The 22,757-nt window shown below is 71.1% G+C and carries 24 protein-coding genes; 9 read left to right on the top strand and 15 right to left on the bottom strand.

The annotated features are described in order from the left end of the window. Nucleotides 1-121 precede the first annotated feature (121 nt). Together HNQ61_RS27765 and HNQ61_RS27760 are read left to right on the top strand one after the other, a co-directional pair. Entirely contained in the window at nucleotides 122-508 is a 387-nt protein-coding gene (locus HNQ61_RS27765) for a hypothetical protein (protein WP_170036388.1), read from the top strand. Nucleotides 509-782: 274 nt separating this feature from the next. Then, a complete protein-coding gene (locus HNQ61_RS27760) occupies nucleotides 783-1,154 on the top strand; it encodes a hypothetical protein (protein WP_170036386.1) in 372 nt (123 codons plus the stop codon). 5 nt (nucleotides 1,155-1,159) lie between these two features. Here the strand turns inward: HNQ61_RS27760 and HNQ61_RS27755 are convergent, their stop codons facing one another. The 15 genes from HNQ61_RS27755 to murA form a co-directional block, all read right to left on the bottom strand. After that, nucleotides 1,160-1,306 carry a hypothetical protein gene (locus HNQ61_RS27755; RefSeq protein WP_170036384.1) on the bottom strand — a complete coding sequence of 49 codons (147 nt, stop codon included), beginning with the start codon at nucleotides 1,304-1,306 and terminating at the stop codon, nucleotides 1,160-1,162. Then, nucleotides 1,306-2,274, bottom strand: a complete 969-nt coding sequence (locus HNQ61_RS27750) for a bifunctional riboflavin kinase/FAD synthetase (protein ID WP_170036382.1) — start codon at nucleotides 2,272-2,274, stop codon at nucleotides 1,306-1,308. Before HNQ61_RS27750 ends, HNQ61_RS27755 begins: the two co-directional genes overlap by 1 nt. 5 nt (nucleotides 2,275-2,279) lie before the next feature. Then, complete coding sequence (gene truB, locus HNQ61_RS27745; RefSeq protein ID WP_170036380.1) at nucleotides 2,280-3,173, bottom strand: tRNA pseudouridine(55) synthase TruB; 894 nt, start codon at nucleotides 3,171-3,173, stop codon at nucleotides 2,280-2,282. After that, nucleotides 3,170-3,760: a 30S ribosome-binding factor RbfA gene (gene rbfA / locus HNQ61_RS27740; RefSeq protein ID WP_170036378.1), complete on the bottom strand. Its 591-nt coding sequence runs from the start codon at nucleotides 3,758-3,760 to the stop codon at nucleotides 3,170-3,172. The genes truB and rbfA overlap by 4 nt, the downstream gene beginning before the upstream one ends. A 123-nt stretch (nucleotides 3,761-3,883) precedes the next feature. Next, a complete protein-coding gene (locus HNQ61_RS27735; protein WP_170036376.1) occupies nucleotides 3,884-4,159 on the bottom strand; it encodes a DUF503 domain-containing protein in 276 nt (91 codons plus the stop codon). Between the two features lie 7 nt (nucleotides 4,160-4,166). Further along, nucleotides 4,167-7,469, bottom strand: coding sequence for a translation initiation factor IF-2 (gene infB, locus HNQ61_RS27730; RefSeq protein WP_170036374.1), 3,303 nt, complete (start codon nucleotides 7,467-7,469; stop codon nucleotides 4,167-4,169). Further along, nucleotides 7,469-7,786: a L7Ae/L30e/S12e/Gadd45 family ribosomal protein gene (locus tag HNQ61_RS27725; RefSeq protein WP_170036372.1), complete on the bottom strand. Its 318-nt coding sequence runs from the start codon at nucleotides 7,784-7,786 to the stop codon at nucleotides 7,469-7,471. Before HNQ61_RS27725 ends, infB begins: the two co-directional genes overlap by 1 nt. 52 nt (nucleotides 7,787-7,838) lie before the next feature. Further along, a complete protein-coding gene (gene nusA / locus HNQ61_RS27720; RefSeq protein ID WP_170036369.1) occupies nucleotides 7,839-9,287 on the bottom strand; it encodes a transcription termination factor NusA in 1,449 nt (482 codons plus the stop codon). 43 nt (nucleotides 9,288-9,330) lie between these two features. Further along, on the bottom strand, nucleotides 9,331-9,828 hold the full coding sequence (locus HNQ61_RS27715) for a ribosome maturation factor RimP (protein ID WP_170036367.1): 498 nt from the start codon (nucleotides 9,826-9,828) through the stop codon (nucleotides 9,331-9,333). Nucleotides 9,829-10,811: 983 nt separating this feature from the next. Next, a complete protein-coding gene (locus HNQ61_RS27710) occupies nucleotides 10,812-12,182 on the bottom strand; it encodes a sialidase family protein (RefSeq protein ID WP_170036365.1) in 1,371 nt (456 codons plus the stop codon). Further along, the gene (locus HNQ61_RS27705; protein WP_170036363.1) at nucleotides 12,179-14,491 is read right to left on the bottom strand and encodes a TonB-dependent receptor domain-containing protein; all 2,313 of its coding nucleotides are present in this window, start codon (nucleotides 14,489-14,491) and stop codon (nucleotides 12,179-12,181) included. Before HNQ61_RS27705 ends, HNQ61_RS27710 begins: the two co-directional genes overlap by 4 nt. 90 nt (nucleotides 14,492-14,581) lie before the next feature. Continuing rightward, on the bottom strand, nucleotides 14,582-14,962 hold the full coding sequence (locus tag HNQ61_RS27700; RefSeq protein WP_170036361.1) for a hypothetical protein: 381 nt from the start codon (nucleotides 14,960-14,962) through the stop codon (nucleotides 14,582-14,584). Between the two features lie 405 nt (nucleotides 14,963-15,367). After that, nucleotides 15,368-16,147 (bottom strand): laccase domain-containing protein, encoded by a 780-nt coding sequence (locus tag HNQ61_RS27695; protein ID WP_170036359.1) that lies wholly within the window; start codon nucleotides 16,145-16,147, stop codon nucleotides 15,368-15,370. Further along, nucleotides 16,148-16,516 carry a hypothetical protein gene (locus tag HNQ61_RS27690; protein ID WP_170036357.1) on the bottom strand — a complete coding sequence of 123 codons (369 nt, stop codon included), beginning with the start codon at nucleotides 16,514-16,516 and terminating at the stop codon, nucleotides 16,148-16,150. It abuts the gene before it with no gap. Further along, nucleotides 16,513-17,877 carry a UDP-N-acetylglucosamine 1-carboxyvinyltransferase gene (gene murA, locus HNQ61_RS27685; RefSeq protein ID WP_205761811.1) on the bottom strand — a complete coding sequence of 455 codons (1,365 nt, stop codon included), beginning with the start codon at nucleotides 17,875-17,877 and terminating at the stop codon, nucleotides 16,513-16,515. Before murA ends, HNQ61_RS27690 begins: the two co-directional genes overlap by 4 nt. Nucleotides 17,878-18,093: 216 nt before the next feature. Between murA and HNQ61_RS27680 the strand changes: the two genes are divergently transcribed. The 7 genes from HNQ61_RS27680 (at nucleotide 18,094) to HNQ61_RS27650 (ending at nucleotide 22,334) form a co-directional block, all read left to right on the top strand. Continuing rightward, nucleotides 18,094-18,438 (top strand): P-II family nitrogen regulator, encoded by a 345-nt coding sequence (locus HNQ61_RS27680; protein WP_170036353.1) that lies wholly within the window; start codon nucleotides 18,094-18,096, stop codon nucleotides 18,436-18,438. After that, nucleotides 18,435-19,310: a nitrilase-related carbon-nitrogen hydrolase gene (locus HNQ61_RS27675; RefSeq protein WP_170036351.1), complete on the top strand. Its 876-nt coding sequence runs from the start codon at nucleotides 18,435-18,437 to the stop codon at nucleotides 19,308-19,310. Before HNQ61_RS27680 ends, HNQ61_RS27675 begins: the two co-directional genes overlap by 4 nt. Continuing rightward, nucleotides 19,307-20,014 carry a hypothetical protein gene (locus HNQ61_RS27670; RefSeq protein WP_170036349.1) on the top strand — a complete coding sequence of 236 codons (708 nt, stop codon included), beginning with the start codon at nucleotides 19,307-19,309 and terminating at the stop codon, nucleotides 20,012-20,014. Before HNQ61_RS27675 ends, HNQ61_RS27670 begins: the two co-directional genes overlap by 4 nt. Before the next feature lie 25 nt (nucleotides 20,015-20,039). Continuing rightward, nucleotides 20,040-20,573: a hypothetical protein gene (locus tag HNQ61_RS27665; RefSeq protein ID WP_170036347.1), complete on the top strand. Its 534-nt coding sequence runs from the start codon at nucleotides 20,040-20,042 to the stop codon at nucleotides 20,571-20,573. Nucleotides 20,574-20,593: 20 nt separating this feature from the next. Beyond that, nucleotides 20,594-21,025, top strand: a complete 432-nt coding sequence (locus HNQ61_RS27660) for a hypothetical protein (protein ID WP_170036345.1) — start codon at nucleotides 20,594-20,596, stop codon at nucleotides 21,023-21,025. 1 nt (nucleotide 21,026) lies between these two features. Further along, nucleotides 21,027-21,986, top strand: coding sequence for a zinc dependent phospholipase C family protein (locus HNQ61_RS27655; RefSeq protein WP_170036343.1), 960 nt, complete (start codon nucleotides 21,027-21,029; stop codon nucleotides 21,984-21,986). Nucleotides 21,987-22,049: 63 nt separating this feature from the next. Beyond that, nucleotides 22,050-22,334, top strand: a complete 285-nt coding sequence (locus HNQ61_RS27650) for a hypothetical protein (RefSeq protein ID WP_170036341.1) — start codon at nucleotides 22,050-22,052, stop codon at nucleotides 22,332-22,334. Nucleotides 22,335-22,757: the final 423 nt, after the last annotated feature.

The following is a 22,757-nucleotide window of genomic DNA, read 5'->3' as shown; positions in this document are numbered from 1 at the left end:
ACCCCCCCCCGCCCCCACCCGCCCTCCTCGCCGGCCTCGCCGCCCCCCGCGCCCTGCCGCCGCGCCGCCCCCCGCCCCCCCCCCCCCCCCCATCGCCCTCCCAGATCGAAAGAGACCTCACGTGACCCAGCCCCATCGCCCCGCATCCCACGAGCACATCCACGAAGCCGGAGCAGGCGACCGCCTTCCGGCCGGGTCCGCCTTCCCGCTTCACCGCCTGCAGCGCTCAGCCAGGTGCATCGCGCGTCTGGAGGAGTTTCGCGTCGCGCATCAGGAGCGGGTGATCCGGCGTGAGGCCCGCCTCACCGCGGGCGAAATGGAAGATCAGGACCGCCGCACCGAAGCCGAGCAGGCCGAGGCCGCGCGCGAAGGCCTCATCATCGACTCATGGGTCGTCGACGAAGCCGAGTTCATGCTCCGCGATGGGTGGACGGAAGCCCAACTGCTGGACTCCGGGTTCACCAGTGAGGTGCTGGACCGTGCGCTGCAGCGGATCGCCGCCGGGTAGGTCCGGCACCCTCCGCTTCTTCTCACGTGCCCCGGCGGGCAATGGATTCAAGCCGCCCGGCATCCATCCCGCAGGCCACGCACGCAAGGTTTCGCCCCCCGCGCACCCAGCCGGGCAGGCGTCGAAGTGCTTGCGGGACGGCAGGTTCTCTGGATTGAGGAGCGCGTCTTGCGCAGGCACTCCGTGTACGATGCCGGCCGCGGCGACGGCTGGATCGGTACCGGGGTTCGGTCATCCGGCTCGCCCCTTCCCGACCCGCTCCACGGGATGTCGCATGCACGCTCATCCGCGCGACCTGGAAGACGACGACATCGCCGGCCTCCCCCATGACGGAACCGCGCAGTCCATGCGGCGCATCGAGCGCTCCGCGGACCGGGTGGCGCGGCTCGAGGCGCTGCGCGAGGGGTTCCAGGCCACCATGATCCGCCGCGAAAGCCGCCGCGCCGCCGCCGAAATCTCCGCGCACGACTCCCAGGTGGCCGCCAAGGTGACCTCGGACGCGCGCGAGGACGAGGACTTCGATGCGTGGATTCACGCCGAGGCCGATGCCATGCTGCAGTCGGGGTGGAGTTGCGAGCAGCTTGCCGAGTTCGGCTTTTCCCCCGAGATCATCCGGGCCGCCCAGCGCCGCCACGCCGGCGGCTGACGGGCTCAGCGCAGTTCGTCGTCCTCGTCCAACTCCTGCCGGATGTGGGCGCGGCCGCGCAGCACGCTCAGCGTAATCACCAGCATCAGCACCATCAGCGCGGCGCCTGCCTTGAGCGCCAGCCCCCAGCTGAACAGGCCGTCGTGCGGCATCAGCGCGCCCGCGGCGGCAGGCCCAGCATGCCGCGGCCGGTGCGCTCGTCGCCGTGCATCGCCTCGATCAGCGCTTCGACGGACGTAAACGGCTGAATCGAGCGGATGTGCTCCACCACGTCCACCCGCATCCGCTCGCCGTACAGGTCGCCCGACCAGTCCATCAGATACAGCTCGATCGTGGGCCCGAAGCCGGGAAAGGTCGGCCGCGGGCCCAGGTGCAGCAGCCCGGGAACGCGCTGTCCGCGCACCCAGCCGTACGCCGCGTACACGCCTTCCGCGGGGAGCATCTTTTCCGGGTCGTCCACCTGGATGTTCGCTGTCGGAAAGCCCAGTTCGCGCCCCTTCCGCTCCCCCGTGACCACCACGCCCGACATGGAGTAGGGACGGCCGAGAAGCGCGCCCGCGGCGGCCACGTCGCCCTCCGCCAGCAGGCGGCGGATGCGGCTGGACGAGATCGCCTCGCCGCTGCTGTGGAACGCGTCCACCACGTCCACCGCAAAGCCGGCTTCCCGGCCGATTTCCCGCAGCGTCTGCACCCCGCCCTCGCGGTCCCGGCCAAAGCCGTGGTCGTAGCCGATCACCAGCTCCTTCATCCCGATGCGCCCGATCAGGATCTCGTGCACAAAGCGGTGCGCGGGATAGTGCTGCAGCGTCCGCGTGAAGGGGAGGTACACCACGTACTCCAGCCCCGATTCGGCCAGGATCTCGCGCTTTTCCGCCAGCGTGGTCAGCATGGGCGGCGCGTGCTCCGGGCGCACGACGCGCAGGGGGTGGGGATGAAAGGTCACCAGGATGCTGCGCCCGCCCACCGCTTCCGCGCGCCGGCGAATCTCCTGCAGCACCTCCCAGTGCCCGCGGTGCACGCCGTCGAACGTGCCGACGGTGACCACGGCGGGGCGCCCGTCGCGCGGCAGCGGCGGCGCGAGCGCGGGGTCGATGGCGAACGCGGCCGGATCGGCGTCCATCAGCGTCATCCTCCCGCCAGCACTTTGCGGGGCCTCACCCGCCCGCCCGCCGCGGTGCCGATGGCCAGCAGCGCGCCCGTCGACTGGTCCACCAGCGCCACCGCCGTTCCCTCCGCCAGCTCTGCCCCTCCATCCACCGCGCGCCCGAAGCCGAGCTCCGCGCGCCCGTGCTCATCCACCTCCACGCGGGCCAGGTGCGAGACGGATTCCGCGGGGGGAATGATGGCCGCCACCGCCGCCGCCTCGTCGCCCAGCCCATCCATCGTCACCGCGCGATCGACGTCGTGCGGGCCGATGCGCGTGCGGCGGAGCGTGGTCAGGTGCCCGCCCACGCCCAGCGCCTCGCCCGCGTCCCGCGCGATGGCGCGGATGTACGTCCCGCTTCCGCACTCGACCTCCACGACGACGTCGGGCAGCTCCATCGACAGCACGCGGATGGCGTGGATCGTCACCGTCACCGGCTTGCGCTCCACCTCCCCGCCCCGCCGCGCCACGGCGTACATCCGCTCGCCATCCACCTTCTTGGCGGAGTACGCGGGCGGCACCTGCTCGGTCGTCCCCACCTGCACAGCCAGCGCCTGCTCCACCGCCTCGGCGGACAGTTCGCGCCACGCGTCGGACTTGGAGATGACCGTCCCCGTGTGGTCGTCCGTGTCCGTGGCCGCACCCAGGCGGATGGTGGCCACGTACGTCTTGGGGAGGGGCGTGATGTACTCCGCCAGCCGCGTGGCGGGACCGACGCAGACGAGCAGCAGCCCGCTGGCGAACGGGTCCAGCGTTCCCGTGTGGCCGACAGCACGCGTATGCAGGGCACGCCGGACGGCCGCCACCGCGTCATGCGATGTCGGCCCCACCGGCTTGTCCAGCGCGAGCACCCCGTTGAGCGGGATAGCCGTCACGCGGTTCCGTCCCGGCGCTCATCCGCGGTATCCGCCTCATCCGTGACCGCTTCCGTGGAGTCGCCGCTGGAACGCGCGTCACCGTCGATGGCGGCATCCGTGTCATCGGACTCAGCACCGTTCGCCGGCCGATCCGCACCCGCCGACGAATCGCCATCAACCGGCAGAGCGCCTTCCACCAGGTCGAAATCCGGCGCATCCTCGTCCGGAATCGCGCCTTCCACCGTTTCCTCCGTGCCCATCGTCGCCCGGGCGTGGGCCAGGAGGAGTTCGATGCGCATGGCCTCGGCCAGCACGCGGTCCAGCTCGAAGTGCAGTTCCGGGATGCGGCGCATGTGCAGCCGCTTGCCCAGTTCGTGGCGGATGAAGGGCGACGCGCTGCGCAGCCCCACGAGGATCTCCTGCCGCTCGTCCTCCTCGCCCAGCGCGGTGAAGTACACCTTGGCGTGGTCCAGCTCCGGCGAGGTCTGCACCGCCGTGATGGTGGCCAGCCCCACGCGCGGGTCGCGCACCTCGTCGCGCACCAGGATGCTGATTTCCTGCTTGAGCTGCTCGTTGATGCGGTCCGTCCGCCTGAACTTGGGCATGTTCGTGCTGCCTGGCAAAAGAAAAAAAGGCGGGGAGGCCGGGACGCGGTGCCCGGGAGCCGGCCATCAACAGCAAAGCCGTTGCCGCCCAGCCCCCGCCCCGTCCCCTTCTCTCCCCGCCGTCTAGTAGAACGTCGTGTACGAATCGATGATCCGCGCCCGGCCCTCCACCATGCCGTCGGCGGAGGAAAGAACCGACTGGGCCTGTCGGCGGTCCGTGGCAACCACGGCCACCGACAGTTCAGCCCGCTGCAGCAGATCCTGGTGCGCCGTTTCCGCGGCGGAAACGTTGAACCGGGCGTGGAGGCGATCCTTGAGGCTCTTTACCACCGCGCGCTTGTCCTTGAGGGACGCGCACCCGGGGATGTGAAGCTCCCACACCACCACGCCCACCACCATCCGCGGATCAGGCCCGGTCGCGCGCCTTGTCGGCCGCCTTCTCCGCGGCCTTGTCCGCCGCGGCGGCGGCCGAAGCCGCGGCCGCGCCGGCCAGGGTGCGCGCGATCTCCTCCACGCGGTAGCACTCCAGCACGTCACCAATCTTGATGTCGTTGAAGTTGCGGATGTTCAGACCGCACTCGAAGCCTTCGCGCACCTCGCGGGCGTCGTCCTTGAAGCGCTTGAGGCTTTCCAGCTCGCCCTCGTACACCTGGACGGCGTCGCGCACCACCCGGATCTTGCCGCGCCGGTCCAGCACGCCGCTGGTGACCATGCAGCCGGCCACCGTGCCCACGCGCGGCACCTTGAAGAGCTGGCGGACCTCCGCCGTGCCCAGCATGACCTCGCGCTCTTCCGGAGACAGCAGCCCCTCCATCGCCGAGCGGACTTCCTCCACCGCCTCGTAGATGATGTTGTACAGGCGGATGTCCACGTCCTCGCGCTCCGCCACGGTCCGCGCTTCGCCCGTGGGGCGCACGTGGAAGCCGATGACGATGGCCGTCGAAGTCGACGCCAGCAGCACGTCGCTCTCGTTGATGGCGCCCACTCCGCGGTGGATGACCTGCACCCGGACTTCGCCGGTGGACAGCTGCTCCAGGGCGTCGGAGAGCGCCTGGACGGAACCGTCCACGTCGCCCTTGATCACCAGGTTCAGCTGCGCCTGCTCGCCGCGGGCCAGCATCTTGGACAGGTCCGTCAGCTTCACGCCGCGGCTCTTGATCCGCATGCGCTTCTCACGCTCCAGCCGCTGGCGGGTCTGCGCGATTTCCGCCGCGCGGTCCGCCGGCATGGCGATCAGCTGGTCGCCCGCGCCGGGCACGCCCGGCAGGCCCAGGATCTGGACCGGGGTGGCCGGACCGGCCTTGGCTACCGGACGGTTGCGCTCGTCCAGCATGGCGCGGATGCGGCCGCTGTACATGCCGCACACCACGTGGTCGCCCACGCGCAGGGTTCCGTTGGTCACCAGCACGGTGGCCACGGGGCCCTTGCCCACGTCCAGCTGGGCTTCGATCACCGTGCCCACCGCCTCGCGGTCGGGGTTGGCGCGCAGCTCCAGGATGTCGGACTGCAGCAGCACCTTTTCCAGCAGTTCGTCCATCCCCAGCCCGCGCTTGGCCGACACGTCGGCGCTCATCACGTCGCCGCCGAAGTCTTCCAGCACGATGCCGTGCTGCAGCAGGTCCTGCTTGACCTTCATCGGATTGGCGTCCGGAAGGTCCACCTTGTTCACCGCGACCACGATGGGCACGCCGGCGTTGCGGGCGTGGCTGATGGCCTCGATGGTCTGAGGCATCACCGAGTCGTCGGCCGCCACCACGAGGATGACGACGTCCGTGACTTCGGCGCCGCGGGCACGCATGGCCGTGAAGGCCGCGTGGCCGGGGGTGTCCAGGAAGGCGATGCTGCGCCCGCCCGGAAGCTCCACATGGTACGCGCCAATGTGCTGCGTAATGCCGCCGGACTCGCCCGCGATGACGTTGGTCTTGCGGATGTAGTCCAGCAGCGAGGTCTTGCCGTGGTCCACGTGGCCCATGACGGTCACGACCGGCGGACGCGTCTGCAGGTCCGCCTCGAGGTCCGCTTCCACGGCCTCTTCCATGTCGGCGCCGTACTCTTCTTCGCGAACCGCCTCGAAGCCGAATTCGTCCAGCAGCAGCTCGATCTGGTCGAAGTCAAGGCGCTGGTTGATGGTGACCATCAGCCCCAGGTTCTTGAACGCCGAACCGATCAGCTGGTTGGCCGGCACGTCGATCAGCTCCGCCAGCTCCGCCACGGTGAGGAACTCGTTCACCCGTACCTGGGTGGCTTCCTCGGTGCGGCGCTGCCGGATCTCTTCCTCGCGGCGCTCGTGCTGCGACGGGCCCTGGTCGCGGGGCGAGCGGCGCTTCTTCTTGCCGCCGCTCTCCATCGCGGCCATCGTCTTCCGGAAGTTGTCGTCCACCGCTCCCTGGTCTACGGAGCCGCGGCCCTTTTTCCCCTTCTTGCGGTCCTTCTTGGGCCCTGCGCCGGCGTTGCCGCCGGCCGCGGCGCCCGCGGGGCGGTTTCCACCCCCGCCACCGCCGCCGGACGAGCCGCCGCCGTTGTTGATGGGGCCGCCGCCGTCACCGGGGCGTCCGCCGAACGACTGCGTGCGTGCGGGCGGCAGGGGCGGCGCCATGCTGCGCGCACTGCGCGGAACGAACTCCTGCGGACGCGCCGGGGGCGCGCCGGCCGGGGGCGCACCCTGGCCTTCGGGACGGGCGGGACGCGGTCCGGCCGGCTGGCCGGGGCGCACCGACGGGGGCGGCGCCGGACGGCGGTCGCCGCCGGGGCGCTGCGGTCCACCCTGCTGCCCGCCCTGCGGCGCGGCGGGACGCGGGGGCTGCTGCGTGCCCTGGCCACCCTGGCCGCCCTGTCCCTGTCCGGCCGGACGGGGAGGACCGCTGCTCTGGCGCGGGTCCGCGGGACGCGGCGGCACCGGGCCGCTGCTCTGGCGCGGATCGGCCGGGCGCGGCGGGTTCACCGGGCCGCCGCCGGGACGGGCGGAGATGGGGCCCGGGCGCGCCGAAGCGGCCGGGCGCAGGTCGTCGCGGCGCGGGCCGGCCGGAGCCGGACGGTCCGTGGCGGGGCGCTCCGCCGCGGCGGGCGGAGCCGCCGGGGTGGGACGCGCCTCCACGGGGCGGGCCGGCGCGGGCCGGTCCGCCGGGGACGGCGCCGGGCGGTCCGCAGGCTGCGCGGCCTGCACGTCGTTCGCCTCGCTGGACTCCACGACCACGACCACGTTCTTGGGCGGCTGCCCGCCCGTGGTCACCAGATCGGCGCCGCGCTCGGCGGCCTCGGCGGCCATCGCGTCGGCGGCGTCGGCCATGGGCGACGCGGTGGTGTCGGCGCGGTCGGGCGTCTGCTCCGGCGCGGGGCCGGCGGACACGTCCGTCTGCGCGGCGGCCACCGGGGTGGCGGCTTCCGCCACGGCGGCCTGCGGCTGCTCGGATTCGCCCGAAGCCTCGGCGCCCTCGGACTCGCCTTCCGGCATGTCCTCGCGCTTGCGGCGGCGGCGGCGGCTGTTGGCCGAAGCGTCGGCGGCCGCGGCGGTCTCCGCGGCGGCGGCCGCCGCGGCTCCGATCACGTGGCCATGCCGGCGTTCGCGCTCCACGACGGTGCGCAGGCGCGCCACATGCTCGTCCGTAAGGTCGCTCATGTGGCTGCGGACGGGGACGTCCATCTCCCGGAGGAGGTGCACCAAGGCCTCAGCCGGAACGTCCAGCTCCTTGGCCACTTCAAAGACTCGCATCAGTACGGCTCTCCTCCTGCTCGGTCCTGCGCCGGTGGCGCGTGCGCCAGTTCGAGGGCGCGGCGCGCGAAACTTGGGTCGGTAAATCCAACAGCCGAAACCGGACCCCGCCCCATGGCGGCGCCGAGCTCGGCACGAGAAAGGCAGACGGCAAAGGGAACCCCGCGGGCTTCCAGCAGCGGGACCAGCTTGCGGCTCTGCGTGGGCGAGGCGTCGGCGGCCACCAGCGCGGCGGCAAGGGTGCCGTCGCGCGCGGCCGACCGGGCCATGTCGGTTCCGTACACCACCTTGCGCGCCCGGGCAGCCAGCCCGAGCATGTTCAGCAGTGCGCGCGCCGGAGCCGGAAAGGCTCCGGACGCGTTCGTGGGCTCATTCGGAATCGCGCAAATTCTCCGCGTCGGCGTCCGAAGTCAAGTCCGCGGCGCCCGCCGCGTCCCCGTCCTCACCCACACCTTCTCCGCCAGGAGCGGCGTCATACGCATCGCCGTCCCCGTCCTGCGCGGCGTCGTACCCGCCGCCGTCTTCATCCACCACCGACAGACGCTCGATTTCCGAGACCAGCTGGTCGGCCTCGGCGGCGGCGATTCCCGGAATGCGCAGAAAATCTTCGCGCTCCAGGTTGATGACGTCAAAGAAGGTGTTGTACCCCGAGGCCTGCAGCGCGGCCACGGTGGCCGGCGTAAGGTCCAGGTCGCCCAGCGGGAAGTCGGTTTCCTCGTACTCCCCCTCGGCCGCGCCCGCGCCGAACAGGCCGCTTTCAGCCCCGCGCTCCAGCCACTCGCGCGAGCCGAACAGGTCGATCTGCCAGCCGATCAGCTGCGAGGCCAGGCGCACGTTCTGTCCGTTGCGGCCGATGGCCAGCGAAAGCTGGTCTTCGTCCACGATGGCCGTCATCGTCCGCGCGTCGTAGTCGCTGATGACCTTGCTGACGCGGGCCGGGGCCAGCGCGCGCTTGGCGTAGATCTCCGGATCCGGGTGCCAGGGCACGATGTCGATGCGCTCGCCGCCCAGTTCCTGCACCACGGCGCGCACGCGCGAGCCCTTGAGCCCCACGCAGGCGCCCACGGGATCGATGCTTTCGTCGCGCGAGCTCACCGCGATCTTGCTGCGGAAGCCCACTTCGCGGGCGGAGCCGCGGATTTCAACGATCCCCTGCTGAATCTCGGGCACTTCCAGCTTGAACAGCGCGGCCACGAACAGCGGGTCGGCGCGCGACAGAATCAGGCGCGGGCCCTTGGGCGTTTCTTCCACCTTCTTGAGCACGGCCCGGATCGGCTCGCCCTGGCGGGCGCGCTCGCGGGGGTTCTGCTCCTTCCAGGGGATGATGGCGTCGGCGTCGCGGCTGCGGTTCAGCAGCAGCACCAGCTTGCCGCGCTCCACCTGCTGCACTTCGCCGGACAGCAGCTCGCCCACGCGGTGCTCGTATTCGTCGCGGATCTTCTGGCGCTCGCCCTCGCGCACGCGCTGCAGAATGCGCTGCTTGGCGGCCATCACCGCGTTGCGCCCGAACTGGGCGAACTCCACGGGAACTTCCAGGATGTCGCCGACTTCGAACTCGGGGTCGTCCCAGCGCGCTTCTTCCAGCAGAATCTCGCGCGAGGAGTCCTGCACCTCGGCCACCACTTCCTTGAGGACGGTGATGCCGATCTTGCCGGTCGCCTCGTCCACCTCGATCTCGGCCTCCACGTTGGGGCCGTAGCGCTTGGCGAGGGCGGCAAGAATGCCGTCCTTGATCAGGTCGTACAGCTCGTCGCGCGAGATCGACTTGTTCGCCGTCATCTCGCGGAAGGCCGCGAGCACCTGCGTTGCGTTGTTCATGGCCGTCAGGTCCTTATTCAGTCACGGGGGCGCGGGCGCCGGATCAGCGCTTCTGGCCGCGCTCCCACCGGTAGACCAGGTTGCCCCGTTCGATGTCGCCCAGCGGGATTTCCACGTCTTCGTCGCCGATTCGCAGCGCGACGGTGTCCTGGTTCTCGCCGCGAAGTCCCAGCAGGGTGCCTTCGAGGCGGCGGGCGCGTCCGGCCAGCGTGTCGCGGCCGCGCACGGTGATCACCGCGCCGGCGAACCGCTCCCAGTCGCGGGGGCGCACCAGGGGGCGCTCCACGCCGGGCGACGACACTTCCAGGACGTAGCGGTCGGAAAGGCCTTCGCGCTGGTCAAGCCAGGGCTCCAGCGCCCGGCTGACCACGGTGCAGTCTTCCAGGCTCACGCCGGGTTCGCCCGCCTTGCTGTCGGGCCGGTCGATGGACAGGCGCAGAATGGGGCGCTGCTTGCTCCCCGCCTGCTCCAGTTCCACCAGTTCGAATCCCAGCGCTTCCACGCGGGGTTCCAGTTCCCGGGAGAGAGTTTCGTCCGCCACGCCGTGCCGATTCCGCGAATTGGGGCAATAAAAAAAGCAGGGCCAACCGCACCCCACTTCGCCGCGCGATACGCCGCGGGGCGCTCGCCAGACTCGGATACACGATGGAATATAGGCGCTGAGCGAGCGTCAGGCAAGGCGCGGGACCGTACGGGAGCCGAACAGCGGGGCGCGGGGTGGACGGGACGCCGGCCCGGCGGATTCCCGCGGCGGTGATCGATCGAGAAACTCTGGTTCGGCGGGCCGCCGCGCCACGGCGGAACGGTTCGACAAGGTAGATGTGGACGTGATGGTTTCCGCGCGGCGGCGGGCCGTGTGGGCCCCTCCCCCGGCCCCCATAGGCGTCAACTTTATTTTGCAAAGCCTATTCGCGACGGCTAATTCGACCAGATTTCGCCAGCTTTGCGCCACCGTGAATGTAAAAATACGAGGCTAAGAGGGCTCGATATGGCTTAAGTTCGCGCCTATGCCCCCGGGCCCCGCCCCGATCCCCTCCCGGCCCAAGCAGAAGCGCGGGAGAGGGGAGAACGGCGACTCAGCTCGATCCGGATAGTGCCGATGCGCGGAAGGGTCCCCTCTCCCCCGCTCCGCGGGAGAAAGGGAGACCTCACCGCCGTGGCGGGTGGCAGGTGGCGGTTCGGCTCGGCCGAAATCGCCCGGCGGTTGAAAATCGCGCCTCGAAACACACCCGGTTCCACCTCCGCAGACTGGGCTTGAAAACGACGCACCGGCTCCCAGATGCAGTTGAAGCCCCGAACCAGACGCGCCAGCGGCCGGTGTCGGGGCTTTGCGAAGTTTGAGCGGCGGATTCATCCGCTCACAGGGCCCGCTCACGCGACCATCTCCGCCCCACACACCGAACCCGCCGCCGCCCCCAACCCTCCCCCAGTCTTTTTTGGGGGAGGGTGGGCGAGTAGTACGAGCCCGGGTGGGGGCCGCCCGCGAACTCCGCCCCTCGTACCAGAGCCGTCCCTCGCCTTACCTCACCAACCGCCCAGCACCGACCCACGGCTCTCCAGCCGCGCCAGCCGAATGGTGGAGTGATCGTGCCAGGCGAGCACGGCCGCCTCCCCGCTGGCGTCCAGCGCCGGCATGCGGCCGGGCACCGTGCGGAACCGCGCGATCCGTCCGGACTCGTCGATGCGCGCCACCTGCACCGAGGCCGGACGCCCGCCCGCGTCCCACGCGGCCAGCACCGACTCGCCCTGCGCCGCCAGCTCCACCCGCGACGGCGGAACGTTCGCTGCCAGCGACACCGGGGCGGAGTACGTCTTTCCGCCATCCACCGCCGACGCGTACCACAGCCCCTGCCGGCCCTCGCGCCCGGTGTACCACCCGACATGCAGGCGCCCGCCCGCATCCACGGCCACGGACGGCCCCGCGTGCGGGCAGGCCGGGAACACCCACGCGTCCTCGTGCACGCGCACGGGCGGGGTGAAGGCGTCCGCGCCCGGCTTGAGCGACGCGATCACCACGTCGCGCACGTCGCCCGCGTACTCCTTGCGCCACGCCACGTACACCGTGCCGTCGGGCGCCACCGCCATCGACGTGCGGCAGCAGGGGCAGGCTCCCGCGTCCACCACGCGGCTGGCGCCAAACGTCCGCCCGCCGTCCGTGGAGCGCGCGATGCGGATCTCCGACGTGGGCAGATCATCGTCCGCCGGATTGGCTCCCCCGCCGTGGCCACCCATCGAATGCCCTCCCGCGCCCTTCCCGCCCATCGGCTTCGAGGATGACGCCATGGACGGCGCTGCGGCGTCCGGGGCCGCAGCGCCGTGCGGACGGGCGGCGCGGGCCGAGTCGCGGACGCGCGAGTCGATCCACGACACCCACACCGTTCCATCCGCGCCAACGGTCAGGTCGTGAAAGGTGTGCGACGACGGCCGCCCATCCCGGTCGTCGTTCACCGTCACCGCGGGGCTGAAGGTGCGGCCCCCGTCCGTGCTGCGCGCAAAGCGGAGGTCACTGGCGGGAAAGCGCCGCCCGGGAATCTCGCGGTTGTTCTGCCACAGCACGTACACCGCGCCGTCGCTCCCCACCGCCACCTGCGCGGGCGCCTGCTCGTGCGGCGCCGCGTCCCCGTCGCGATCGTTCACGCGGACGGGTTCGCCCGGCCGCCCCTGCGCGTCCACGCGGGCCAGAAACACGTTCTGCGCACCGTCTCCATCGATCCACGCCACGTATCCCGCCTCGCCGCGTGCATCCACGGCGGCAGTGGGATTACCGGCGGCGCCGGTCGCGGCCACGCCCGGATCTGTCATCGACAGGTGCGCGGAGCGGCTGTCCCGCGCCACGGCGATGGCGGGAACGGCGAGGATCACGGCGGCCAGCGCCGTCATCGCAAGGCGGTTCATCGGGCGCCCTCCCAGCGGTACTGCACGCCCAGGTACAGCGTGCGCGGCATTCCCGGCGCCAGTTCCACCCCGCGCTGCGCGGAGGCGAAGGTGGCGGTTTCTGCGTAGCGCCGGTCCAGCGCGTTGTTCATCCGCCCCACCACCGACAGGCCGCGCGTCACCGGCACATCCGCCCGCAGGTTGACGAGCGAGTACCCGTCGTACCGCTGCGTGTTGGCCGCGTCCATCCAGTACGCGCCAACGCGCTGCCACTCCGCTCCGAACACGCCGCCGAACTCCGGCTTCCACCCCAGACGCGCGCTGGTCAGGGTGCGCGGCGCGGACTCCATCTCGTTCCCCGCGTAGTCCACGTCTGGCCGCGGGCTCCACTCCTCGTACGAGTGCCGCTGGCGCGCCCAGCTCAGGTCCGCGCGCAGGCCGGCGGGGAGCACGGCACCCAGGCCCACTTCCACGCCGCGGTGCAGCGTGCGACCCGCGTTGCTCGTTTCGCGACTTCCGTCGGACGGGTCGGTAAAGGTGAGGATGTCATCCGTCACCTCCATGCGATATGTGGACACCTCGTACGAGAAGCGGCCCAGCAGTTCGCCGCGCGCGCCGGTCTCGTAGCTGTTGGCCCGCACCGGATCCAGCCCCAGCGTGTTCTCTGCCTGTCCCTGGCGGAAAAGCTGTCCCTCCGACGGTGCGCGGAAGCCGTGCGCGTGCGAGGCGAACACGTTCAGCGCGCGTCCGAATTCGTACGTGGCGCCCAGCTTGGGGCTCAGGTGCCGGTAGCGCACCTCAGCGTCCTCCGGCCGACGGTGCTTTCCAGTCTGCAGCACGCCCAGCCGGTCGTCGTAGTCGAAGCCCACGAAGTCCGCGCGCAGCCCGGCCGTCACGTGCAGCCCGTCGACGGGCGCGATCTCCGTGTGCAGATAAGGCGATACGCCGCGAAAGGTTACGTCGTAGTCGTACAGCCGCGTGCCGCGCGTGTAGTCGCGGTAGTAGCCGCCCTGCGCGGAGGTGACCACGCTGTCTTCCAGCCGGCTTCCCGGGCTCACATCCACGTCCACGCCGCCGATAACCCGCGTGCGCAGTCGGTCCAGGTCCAGCCGGTAGCGGGCCAGCAGTCCGAGCGAGCGGTGGCCGGTGGTGTACACCGTGGGATCGTAGGAAAGCGCCCAGTTGGGAAGCAGTTCCATGGTGTTCCACCGCACGAACGGAGTCAGGCTGAAGTGCGTGGATCCGGCGCTGCGCTCGTACGCGGCGCTGGCGCGAAACGCCTGCACGTCGCGAAAGGAGATCGGCGTGTAGTTGGCCGTGGGATGCCCGTTGAAGTCGGCTTCCGTAAGGGAGGACGACCCCGCCGTCTGCTGCTGGATGCGCGAGTAGGTGACGACGGTCTTGAGCGACTGCCCGCCGCCCAGCTGCCGGTCCCAGCGCGCGGTTCCGCTCTGGCGGTCGTACGCCGTGCCGTCGCGCCAGCCGTCGGTGCGCGTCAGGTTCAGGTCCGCGCGGATGCCGTCATTCCCACGCATTCCCCCGGCGGAGGCAAGGAATCGGTTCCATCCGAATCCGCCGCCCTCCACGTACGCCTCCGCTCCCGGCGTGGCGGAAGGAGAACGGGTCTCCACGTTGATCACGCCACCGATGGCGTCGCTGCCGTACAGCGCGGTCGCGGGTCCCTTGAGCACCTCGATGCGCTCGGCGCCGGGGACGTTCACCTCGTACAGCGCGTTGTGGTTGAAGAAGCCCGTGGACCGCGTGGGGACGCCGTCTTCCAGAAACAGGTAGACGGGATTGGTGGTCTTGGGCTGGCGGATGGCGGTGGTGTGCCCTTCCCCGCCGGTGACGCTCACCCACACGCCGGGTATGCTCCCCATCACCTCGGACGGGTGCGCGGGGCGCGCGGCGCGAAGCTGGTCGCCCGATACGACGCCCACGGTCGCCGGCGTCTCGGCCATGCGGCGCACCTCGCGGGTGGCGCTCACCACCACCTGCTCCATGATCAGGCTCTGCTCGGCGAGCGTCAGGCGGACGGTGGCCGTCTGCCCGGCGGCGACGTCCACGGACTGCGTCGCGGCGGAGTAACCGACGCGGATGGCGGAAACGGTGTGATTGCCGGCCGGAATGCCGGAGATGCGGAAGCGGCCGGCCACGTCGGTGACGACCGTCCGCGCAGCCACGCGAACGGTTGCGCCGCCAATGGGCTCGGCGCGGGCGGACACGACGGTGCCTTCAAGCGCGCCGGGCTGCTGCGCGGCGGCGGGAACGGACAGGAACAGCGCGGCTGCGCCGATCCACCCGCGGATATGGCGATTCAGGGAGTACACACTCCACCTCGGATTCAGACAAGAGTCGGCCTTGGCGGCACGCAAACGGGCGTACCGCGGGATCAGTCCAGCGAATTGTGCCTGGCAAGATCAGCCGGCCCGGGGCGGAGCCTGAGCGTAGGGGAGCAGATGAGCGATCTGGCGCGCGGGACGCGCCTGTGCCTCGGTGCGCAGAACGAGCGGCGCGGCGGCGGTGACCGCCTCCACGTGCGCGATGAGTTCGGGCGGCAGCGCCGGCCCGGCGGGCGTGGCGCAGTGGCCCCCGCAGTTGCACGGCGCGTGTTCCGCGGGAGCGGAATCGCCGCCGCCATGCATGCCATGATGATCGTGCCCGCCGGCCTGCGCCGCCGCGGCCATCCCGTCGTGGTGCGGGCATGCACGCGCGCCGCCAGCCTCTCCTGCTCCGGAGAGCAGAAGAAGCACGCCCGCGAACAGGGCGAGAAAGCGGCGGAGGGCAGTTGGCATCATCATGGTCTTCTGCTACCAAGATGCACCGCGCGGACACCGCTGCCAATGGTGATGTCTACTCGCCCGCCATGGAGCTTTTCCCCACAAGCCCCGAATGGATGGCATCCGGCGCCGCCGCGGCGCGCCCGCGATGCATCGACTTCGCCCTCGCGCACTGGTCCTGAGCGGATGCCGAGGAATCCACCCAAGCCAGTCATCCTGAGGGAGCACGGACGCGCCCATCACTGGCGCCGAACCACGTGCGACCGAAGGATCTGCTGTCCGCCAGGCCAGCTCCGCGCATCACACCGGCGTCCGCCCGCGTCGCCTTTCCATCCATCCCCCGGAACCGCGGACCGCCGAGAGACGAAACAGGCCGCCGTCGCGATCGCGACAGCGGCCTTCATCGTAGCGGACGAATACAGCGGCTTACCGCCGCTCCACCATCCCCAGAACCCCCATCTGCCGCGCCTTGGACCCGCCGCGGTGCGAAAAGAAGTCCGGCTCGCCGCACCGGGTGCAGTGCGTGGAAACGGTGACGTTCTCCGCAGGCACGCCCAACTCCATTACCCGCCGCACGATGGACGCGCGGACGTCGATGTTGGCGCGCCCTTCCGGAACGGGAAACCCGGGGTTCACCGCCTCGTGCACCTCCGGCCCCACCTCGTAGCACTCGCCGCAGATCGCCGGGCCGCAGTGCACGTGCATCCCCTCCGGCGCCGCCTGCCAGCTTTCCACCATGCGGTGGATGGCGCGCTCCACGATGCCGGCCGCCGTTCCCCGCCACCCCGCGTGCAGCATCGCCACGACGGAGGTGGCCGGATCGATGACGGAAACGGGAACGCAGTCCGCCACGCCCACGGTGATCAGCAGCCCGCGGCGGTCGGTGATGTGGCCGTCAAAGCCGTCCATCACCTGAATCCCCGGCGCGCCCACCTCGCGGTGAATCCACAGATCCGCCGCGTGCACCTGCCGCGAGTGCGCCACCACGTCCAGCCCGCTGGCCGCGCGCAGGCGCCGCCAGCGGTCCACCGCCTGCCCCACCGGCTGCGCACCCGACAGGCCGAGGTCGAACGGCTCGTCTTCCCGCCCGCGCCCCGTGGTTCCCTGCACCAGCCAGGGAAAGCGCTCGCGCCACTCCGGGTGAACCCAGAGTGGAACTTCACCCTCCGCGAGCACTTCCGTAATCTGCCGCGCTCCGCCAGCCACCTACGGCATCCTTGCTTCAGTCGGGCCCTCGCCGCCGGTGCGGTGGTCCAGCGGGGGAAGAGCCAGCGTCGCCGCCGGATCGTCCGTCCCGCCGTCCAGCCGCCGCCGAAGCTCCGCGACCTCCGCGCGAAGCTCCTCGAACTCGCGCCGCGGCACAAAGTCCAGCCGCTCGCGCACGTCGCTCACGCTTTCCTGCGCCTTGCCCAGCGCGTCGTTCAGGAACTCGCGCGCGCGCTCCGGCTTCAGGTCGCCTCGCTCGCCGGCCTCGCGAATGGTTTCTTCCAGCGCCTCCTTGAAGGCGGTCAGAACCCCGATCCCCGAGCGGATTCCCTCACCGATGCCGGGGCGGCGGCGGCCGTCGTCGCTCATCCCCGCACCTCGCGCTCGGCGTCGGCCTGCTTCATGGCCAGACGATGGGTGGCGTCGCTGGCGTCCTCGGCCTCACCGCGCGAGTCGGCGCGGCGGATGTCCGCGCCCAGCGCCTGCAGCCGCTCGTCGATGCGCTCGTAGCCGCGCTCGATCTGGCCGGTGTTGAAGATCTCGCTGCGTCCCTCCGCGCCCAGCGCGGCGATCAGCAGCGCCATTCCGGCGCGGATGTCGGGGCTTTCCACGATCGCGCCGTGCAGCTGGCTGGGCCCGATCACCAGCACGCGGTGCGGGTCGCACAGCACCAGCCGCGCGCCCATGCCCACCAGCTTGTCGGCAAAGAACATCCGCGACTCGAACATCTTTTCGTGCACCAGAATGGTTCCGCGCACCTGCGTGGCGGTCACCAGCGCGATGGACGTGAGGTCCGCGGGGAACGCGGGCCACGGGCCGTCGTCCACCTTGGGAATGTGGCCGCCCATGTCCAGGATCACTTCCGGATCCTGCCCACCGGGAATGAACAGGTCGTCGCCGCGCACTTCCACGTTCAGCCCCAGCCGGCCGAAGCCGATCAGCGTGCTGTCCAGGTGCTCCACCGCGGCGTCCTTGATGGTGATCTCGCTCTTGGTCACCGCCGCCAGGCCGATGAAGGAGCCCACCTCGATGTGGTCCGCCGTGATGCGCGTGCGGCAGCCGCTCAGCCGCTTCTTGCCCTGAATGCGCAGCGTGCCCGTGCCGATGCCCTCGATCTGGCACCCCATCTTGACCAGCATGTGGCACAGGTCCTGGACGTGCGGCTCGGCGGCGGCGTTGCGGATCACCGTCTCACCCTCCGCCATGGACGCGGCCATGACGGCGTTCTCCGTCCCGGTCACGCTCGGCTCGTCAAGGAACATGTTGGCGCCCTTCAGCCCGTCGGACTGCAGGCGCCAGATGCCGTTTTCCTCGATGACGCGTGCACCCAGCTTCTGCAGGGCGAAGAAGTGCGTGTCCACCCGGCGGCGGCCGATGACGTCGCCGCCCGGAGGGGGCAACTGCATTCCGCCGGCGCGGGCCAGCATGGGCCCGGCGAGCAGAATGCTGGCGCGGATGCGCGACGCGGCCCCCGCGTCCAGCTGCGTGCCGCCGATGTTGGCGGCGCGCACGCGGACCTCGTTGGGGCCGGTCCACTCCGCCTCGGCGCCCAGCACCTTCAGCAGCTCGATCAGGGTGAGGACGTCCTTGATGCGCGGGACGTTTTCCAGGAATACGTCTTCGTCCGTCAGGAGGGTGGCCGCCAGCATGGGCAGCGCCGCGTTCTTGTTGCCGTTGGGAACGACGGTCCCCTGCAGGCGCTTGCCGCCATGGACGATGAACTTGGGCACTCGCGGTCTCCCGAGGTCCGAATGTGGGGAACGACGCGGCCCCCACCCGTCTCCGGGCGGCCGCGTCACTCTGGTCGTGATGCGCACGGCCGGAGCGCAAGGATCGTGCGAGGCGCCGGGGCGGCGCGCACTCCGCGCGGTTGCTTGACACCTCTTCCGCGCCGCGCGTACAATGCGCCCCCGACCGGCCGTCCACACCGCCCGCAGGAGCATGCCGTGCAGCTGTTGATCGCCGTCATCAACCAGGAAGAAAAGGTGGAAGAGGTGTTGTCGGGATTCCTGGAAATCGGGATCACCGGCGCCACCGTCGTGGGGTCCGAGGGGATGGGGCGGCTGCTTTCCACCGAGGTGCCCATCTTTGCCGGGCTGGCCGCGTTCGCGCGCGCCCGCCCGCGCAACCAGACGGTGTTCAGCGTCATCGACGACGAACGCAAGGTGGAGCGCGCCTTTGCCCTGCTGCAGGAGGTGTGCGGCAGCCTGGACCAGCCGGCGACCGGGATCGCCTTCACCATTCCCGTCACGCGCGTCATCGGCCTGAAGCCGGAACTGGCCGGCGGATGACGGATTCCGCCGGCTTCGGCGCAACGCTGCGGCTTCGCGTGGAGCAGATGGACACGGTGCTCGCCGACCCCGCCGCCAACCTGGCGCGCATCGCCGCCGCGCAGGCCCGCGCCACGGAGGACGGCGTGCACCTGCTGGTCACGCCGGAGCTTTCCGTCACCGGCTACGACGTGCGCGACGCCGTCCATTCCCTGGCGGTGGCGGAAAGCGACGCGCCCTTCGCGGGGCTCGCCACCGGGCCGGACGTCATCGCCGGCGCCATCGAGCACGACGCCTCTTTTGTTCCTCGCAACGCGGCGCTTCACCTGCGCGGCGGCCGCGTCCTCCATCGCCACCAGAAGGTCTACCTGCCCACGTACGGCCTGTTCGATGAGGGACGGTACTTCGGCGCGGGCGACCGGGTGCGGGCGTATGGCGCGGGTGGCGGCTGGCGGATGGGGCTGCTGGTGTGCGAGGACCTGTGGCACCCCGCGCTCGCCTGGCTGCTGGCCTCGCAGGGCGCGCACCTGATCGTGGTGCAGTCCGCCGCCGCCGGACGCGGCGCGATGGCCGGCGGGCCGGCGGGCGGGCGTTACGCCTCGTGGGATGCGTGGGAGCACCTGGCCCGCGCCGCGGCCATCGCGTACGGCGCCTACGTGGCGCTCGCCAACCGCGCCGGGGTGGAGGGCGGGCTCGTGTTCGCGGGGGGATCGATGATCATCGGCCCGGACGGCGCCCTCCTCGCGCGGGCCAGCGACGGGGGCGAGGACGCGATCACGGCGGATCTGTCGCTGGACGCCGTCGCCGCCTCGCGCCGGCCGTACGCACACGCCCGCGACGACGATCCGCGCCTGGTCGCCCGCGAACTGGCCCGCATCCTGGACGCGCGATGAGCGGATTCGTCGGCTACCAGGATCCGTCGTCCTCCCCGCCCGACTTCCGTGAGGGGGACGGACTGCCGTCGAGCTCGCCCGCCTTCGCGCGCGTCGCGGCGGTGATCGGCGCCGTCGCACGGCAGGCGCTCACGGACCGAGGCCTGTCCCGCATCGTGCTGCTGGACGACGGCGGCGCGCAGGCGGACCTCGCCGCGCGCATCCTGGGTGGAGTGCTGGCGGACGGCGTCGTCCGGCTGGCCGCCGACCCGGCGGAGGTGGAACCGCTCTTGCCGATGTTCGCCGGCCTGCCCCGGGAGACGGTCGTCCGCGAACTGCTGCGCATGCGTGCGCGGCTTTCCGCGGATGCGCTCGCGGCCCATCCGGCCAACAAGACGGAGCTGCTGCTGGGCGGAGAACTTCCGCCGGAGCCGCTGCTCGTGCTGGGCGACCTGTGGGCCGGCGACGTGGCCGCGCTGGGCGCGGAGCCCGCGCTTTCTCCGGAGGTGGAGGACCTGGCGCGGGCGGCGGGCGGCATCGATGCGCTGGACGCCGCCCTGCGCGCCCGCGTGGACAGCCGCGATCCGCGCGCGCTGGACGCGCTGCCGGCGGACGTGGCGGCGGAGGTCACCCGCCGCTTCCGGGCCGGCGCGGCGAGCCGCAGGGCGCCGCGCATCGTTCCCAAGCTGGGCGGCCGCACGCTGGGGCTTGACCTGTTCGAATGACCCGCATCCCGTACCGCCGAGTCCGTTGATCCACCCACCGCTTCTGCTGATTCAGGCCGCCCCGGGCGGCTTTGAGCACGTCGTCCGCATTCTGGCCGACGTGGCCACCATCGTCATCGCGCTGGCGCTCATCGCCATCGGCCTGGCCGCCATCGCCGCGGCGCTCAAGGTGCGGGGGATGATCCGCCGCATGCGGGGCGACCTCAAGCCCGTCACCAAGCATCTCGAGGCCGCCGCCGCCAACGTCGGCTACCTGAGCGCGGCGGTGCGCCAGGACGTGGAAGCGGTGGGCAAGACGGTGCGCGGAACCAGCGAGCGGGTGGAGCGCGTCGCCGAATCCGCCGAGCGCCGGCTGAACGACATCCACGCGCTGCTGGACGTGATGCAGGCGGAGGCGGAGACGCTTTTCATCCGCACCGCCTCCGCGGTCCGGGGCGTGCAGACGGGAGCCGGCAGCTTCGTACGCATGCAGCGCGGCCCGGAAGAGTGGGACGCCGCCGGCGGCGCGGACGACCTGGAGCCCGCGCGTCCGGCGCGGCGCACCTTTCTGGACGACTGAGACCCTTCGAGGACCACACGATGGGCGGCCACGATTCTTCTGATTTTCTTTCCGCGTTCGCGATCGGCGCGGTGCTGGGCGTGGGCGCGGTGCTCCTGCTGCGCCCCGACGCGCCCAACCCGCGGCGCAAGCTGGCCAAGCGGCTCAAGCCTCACGCCAGAAAGGGCAAGCGCGGGCGCCGCAGCCGCATTGCCGCCGTGCGCCTGGAGGGCGGCGCGGAAGAGTACCTGACCGGCGGAACGCGCGCCGCGGCCCAGCTTCGCCCCGCCGCCGCCCCCGCGCTGGAGACGGACGAGGCGATCCGCGCCGGCCGCGAGCTGCTGGCCGAGTTCCGCGCGGAGGTCAACCGCATTCTCGAGGAAGCGCGCGAGGAGCTGCAGCTGATTCAGGACGGCGAGTCGCCGGGCACCAACGCGGTCGCCGAGCCGGCCGTGGCGGAGCGGGACGTCTGAGATGATGAAGCGCCGCTGGTTGTGGACGGCGCTGGCCGCCGTGGCGGCGGTCGCGCTGCTCCCCCGCCCCGCGTGGGCGTGGGGGCCGGCGACGCACGTCTACCTGGGCTCGGCCCTGCTGGATTCGCTGCACCTGCTTCCGGCCGGCATCCGCGCGCTCATCTCCGCGTACCCGTACGACTTCCTGTACGGCTCACTGGCGGCGGACATCAGCCTGGCCAAGAAGTACGTGCCCGCCGGACGGCACTGCCATCACTGGCACATCGGCGAAGAGATTCACGATTCGGCGCCCAATGACCGGCTCAAGGCCATGGGGCTGGGCTACCTGTCGCACCTGGCGGCGGATACCATCGCGCACAACTGGTTCGTCCCGCGGCAACTGGTGCTCACCTCCAGCACCAAGGGGCTTGGGCATTCGTACTGGGAAGCGCGGATGGACACGCACCTGGACGAGCGATACCGCCGCCTTGCGCGCCACGTGGTGATGGAGCACGACCACGAGGCCGCGGACGAACTGTTCGACCAGGTGCTGAGCTCCACCCTGTTCTCGTTCCGCACCAACCGGCGCCTGTTCCGGGGGATGATCCGCTTTCAGGACAACGAGCGGTGGCAGAACGTGTTCGGCACCATGGTGTCGCGCTCGCGCTGGGACCTGACGGACGCCGCGGTTCACGGCTACCTGGAGCGCTCGTTCGACTACATCGTGGATTACCTGTCGCGGCGGGGCGAGGCGCTGGCGGCGGGGCTGGACCCCATCGGCGACCGCAACCTGGCCATCAGCAAGCAGGTGCGGCGACTGGCGCTGGCGGACGGCGCGTGGGAAAAGCCGGCGCTGCTGCACGAGATGGCGGATAACTTCTTTCCGCTGCCGGAGATCCCTTTCCGCCATCTGCGTGCCCTGCCGCAGGATTCCAAGCACCACCTGCACGTGCCGGCGCGCCCGGATCGTCCGGAAGCGTAGCCCTCGCGCGTTGTGTGATGACGCGCCGTTCCGTCCCGTTCACCGCAGTATGTGGAGGTCCGCATGAGTGCTCGCCGTTTCGCCCCCGCCCTCGCGCTCGTTCTGGCGCTGAGTGCATCCGGATGCGCAGGATTTTCCGTCGGCTGCGGCGGTCTCGCCTCGGTGGACCCCATGTCGGACGGCGTGAGCCGCTTCAACCCGGCGTTTCAGCGCTTTCAGCAGCGGCAGCAGGCCGTGGCCATGCAGCAGAAGGCCATGATCAGCAGCACGCACTACCGGCGCGACCTTCGCCGCCCGGGCATGCCCATGCAGGTCTCCAGCGTCGGCGCCGGCAGCCTCTGCCGCTGACCGCTTTCCGGTGGATGTGACAAGGCCGGCGGCTCCCCTCGGAGCCGCCGGCCTTTTCGGTTCCCGCCGTCGGTGTTGAGCAGCCACCCCACATTCCCCGCTGACCCTCCACACCCCCCCAAGGCGTAATCCTGAGAGCGTGTCGAGAAACGGCCCGCCCCGTCTCTCTCCGATGAACCCGCAGGCGTCATCCTGAGGGAGCGTGCCCCGCCCTCTCCGTCGCGCGGGGTTTTTGCGCGACCGAAGGATCTACCTGTCAAGGCCCGGTTGATTGTGTGGGTCGGCACGGAAGAGTCCTGGGCTCTTCTGGTACCAGTCGAGCATCGCCTCGCGCGGCGTCTTGTGGCCGAGCGCACGCTGGGGAATGTGGCCCAGGTAAACCTTCAGGTACTCGTCCAGTCCGGCCCTGAGCTCATCCTCGGA

It is taken from the genome of Longimicrobium terrae, assembly GCF_014202995.1.
GTDB lineage: Bacteria > Gemmatimonadota > Gemmatimonadetes > Longimicrobiales > Longimicrobiaceae > Longimicrobium > Longimicrobium terrae.
This window is presented reverse-complemented; position numbering and strand designations above follow the sequence as displayed.

Coding starts and splice junctions, on each gene's coding strand:
- HNQ61_RS27760 (WP_170036386.1), top strand. CDS start 783: ATGCACGCTCATCCGCGCGACCTGGAAGACGACGACATCGCCGGCCTC.
- HNQ61_RS27755 (WP_170036384.1), bottom strand. CDS start 1,306: ATGCCGCACGACGGCCTGTTCAGCTGGGGGCTGGCGCTCAAGGCAGGC.
- HNQ61_RS27750 (WP_170036382.1), bottom strand. CDS start 2,274: ATGGACGCCGATCCGGCCGCGTTCGCCATCGACCCCGCGCTCGCGCCG.
- rbfA (WP_170036378.1), bottom strand. CDS start 3,760: ATGCCCAAGTTCAGGCGGACGGACCGCATCAACGAGCAGCTCAAGCAG.
- HNQ61_RS27735 (WP_170036376.1), bottom strand. CDS start 4,159: ATGGTGGTGGGCGTGGTGGTGTGGGAGCTTCACATCCCCGGGTGCGCG.
- infB (WP_170036374.1), bottom strand. CDS start 7,469: ATGCGAGTCTTTGAAGTGGCCAAGGAGCTGGACGTTCCGGCTGAGGCC.
- HNQ61_RS27725 (WP_170036372.1), bottom strand. CDS start 7,786: ATGCTCGGGCTGGCTGCCCGGGCGCGCAAGGTGGTGTACGGAACCGAC.
- nusA (WP_170036369.1), bottom strand. CDS start 9,287: ATGAACAACGCAACGCAGGTGCTCGCGGCCTTCCGCGAGATGACGGCG.
- HNQ61_RS27710 (WP_170036365.1), bottom strand. CDS start 12,182: ATGAACCGCCTTGCGATGACGGCGCTGGCCGCCGTGATCCTCGCCGTT.
- HNQ61_RS27700 (WP_170036361.1), bottom strand. CDS start 14,962: ATGATGATGCCAACTGCCCTCCGCCGCTTTCTCGCCCTGTTCGCGGGC.
- HNQ61_RS27690 (WP_170036357.1), bottom strand. CDS start 16,516: ATGAGCGACGACGGCCGCCGCCGCCCCGGCATCGGTGAGGGAATCCGC.
- HNQ61_RS27675 (WP_170036351.1), top strand. CDS start 18,435: ATGACGGATTCCGCCGGCTTCGGCGCAACGCTGCGGCTTCGCGTGGAG.
- HNQ61_RS27670 (WP_170036349.1), top strand. CDS start 19,307: ATGAGCGGATTCGTCGGCTACCAGGATCCGTCGTCCTCCCCGCCCGAC.
- HNQ61_RS27660 (WP_170036345.1), top strand. CDS start 20,594: ATGGGCGGCCACGATTCTTCTGATTTTCTTTCCGCGTTCGCGATCGGC.
- HNQ61_RS27655 (WP_170036343.1), top strand. CDS start 21,027: ATGATGAAGCGCCGCTGGTTGTGGACGGCGCTGGCCGCCGTGGCGGCG.
- HNQ61_RS27650 (WP_170036341.1), top strand. CDS start 22,050: ATGAGTGCTCGCCGTTTCGCCCCCGCCCTCGCGCTCGTTCTGGCGCTG.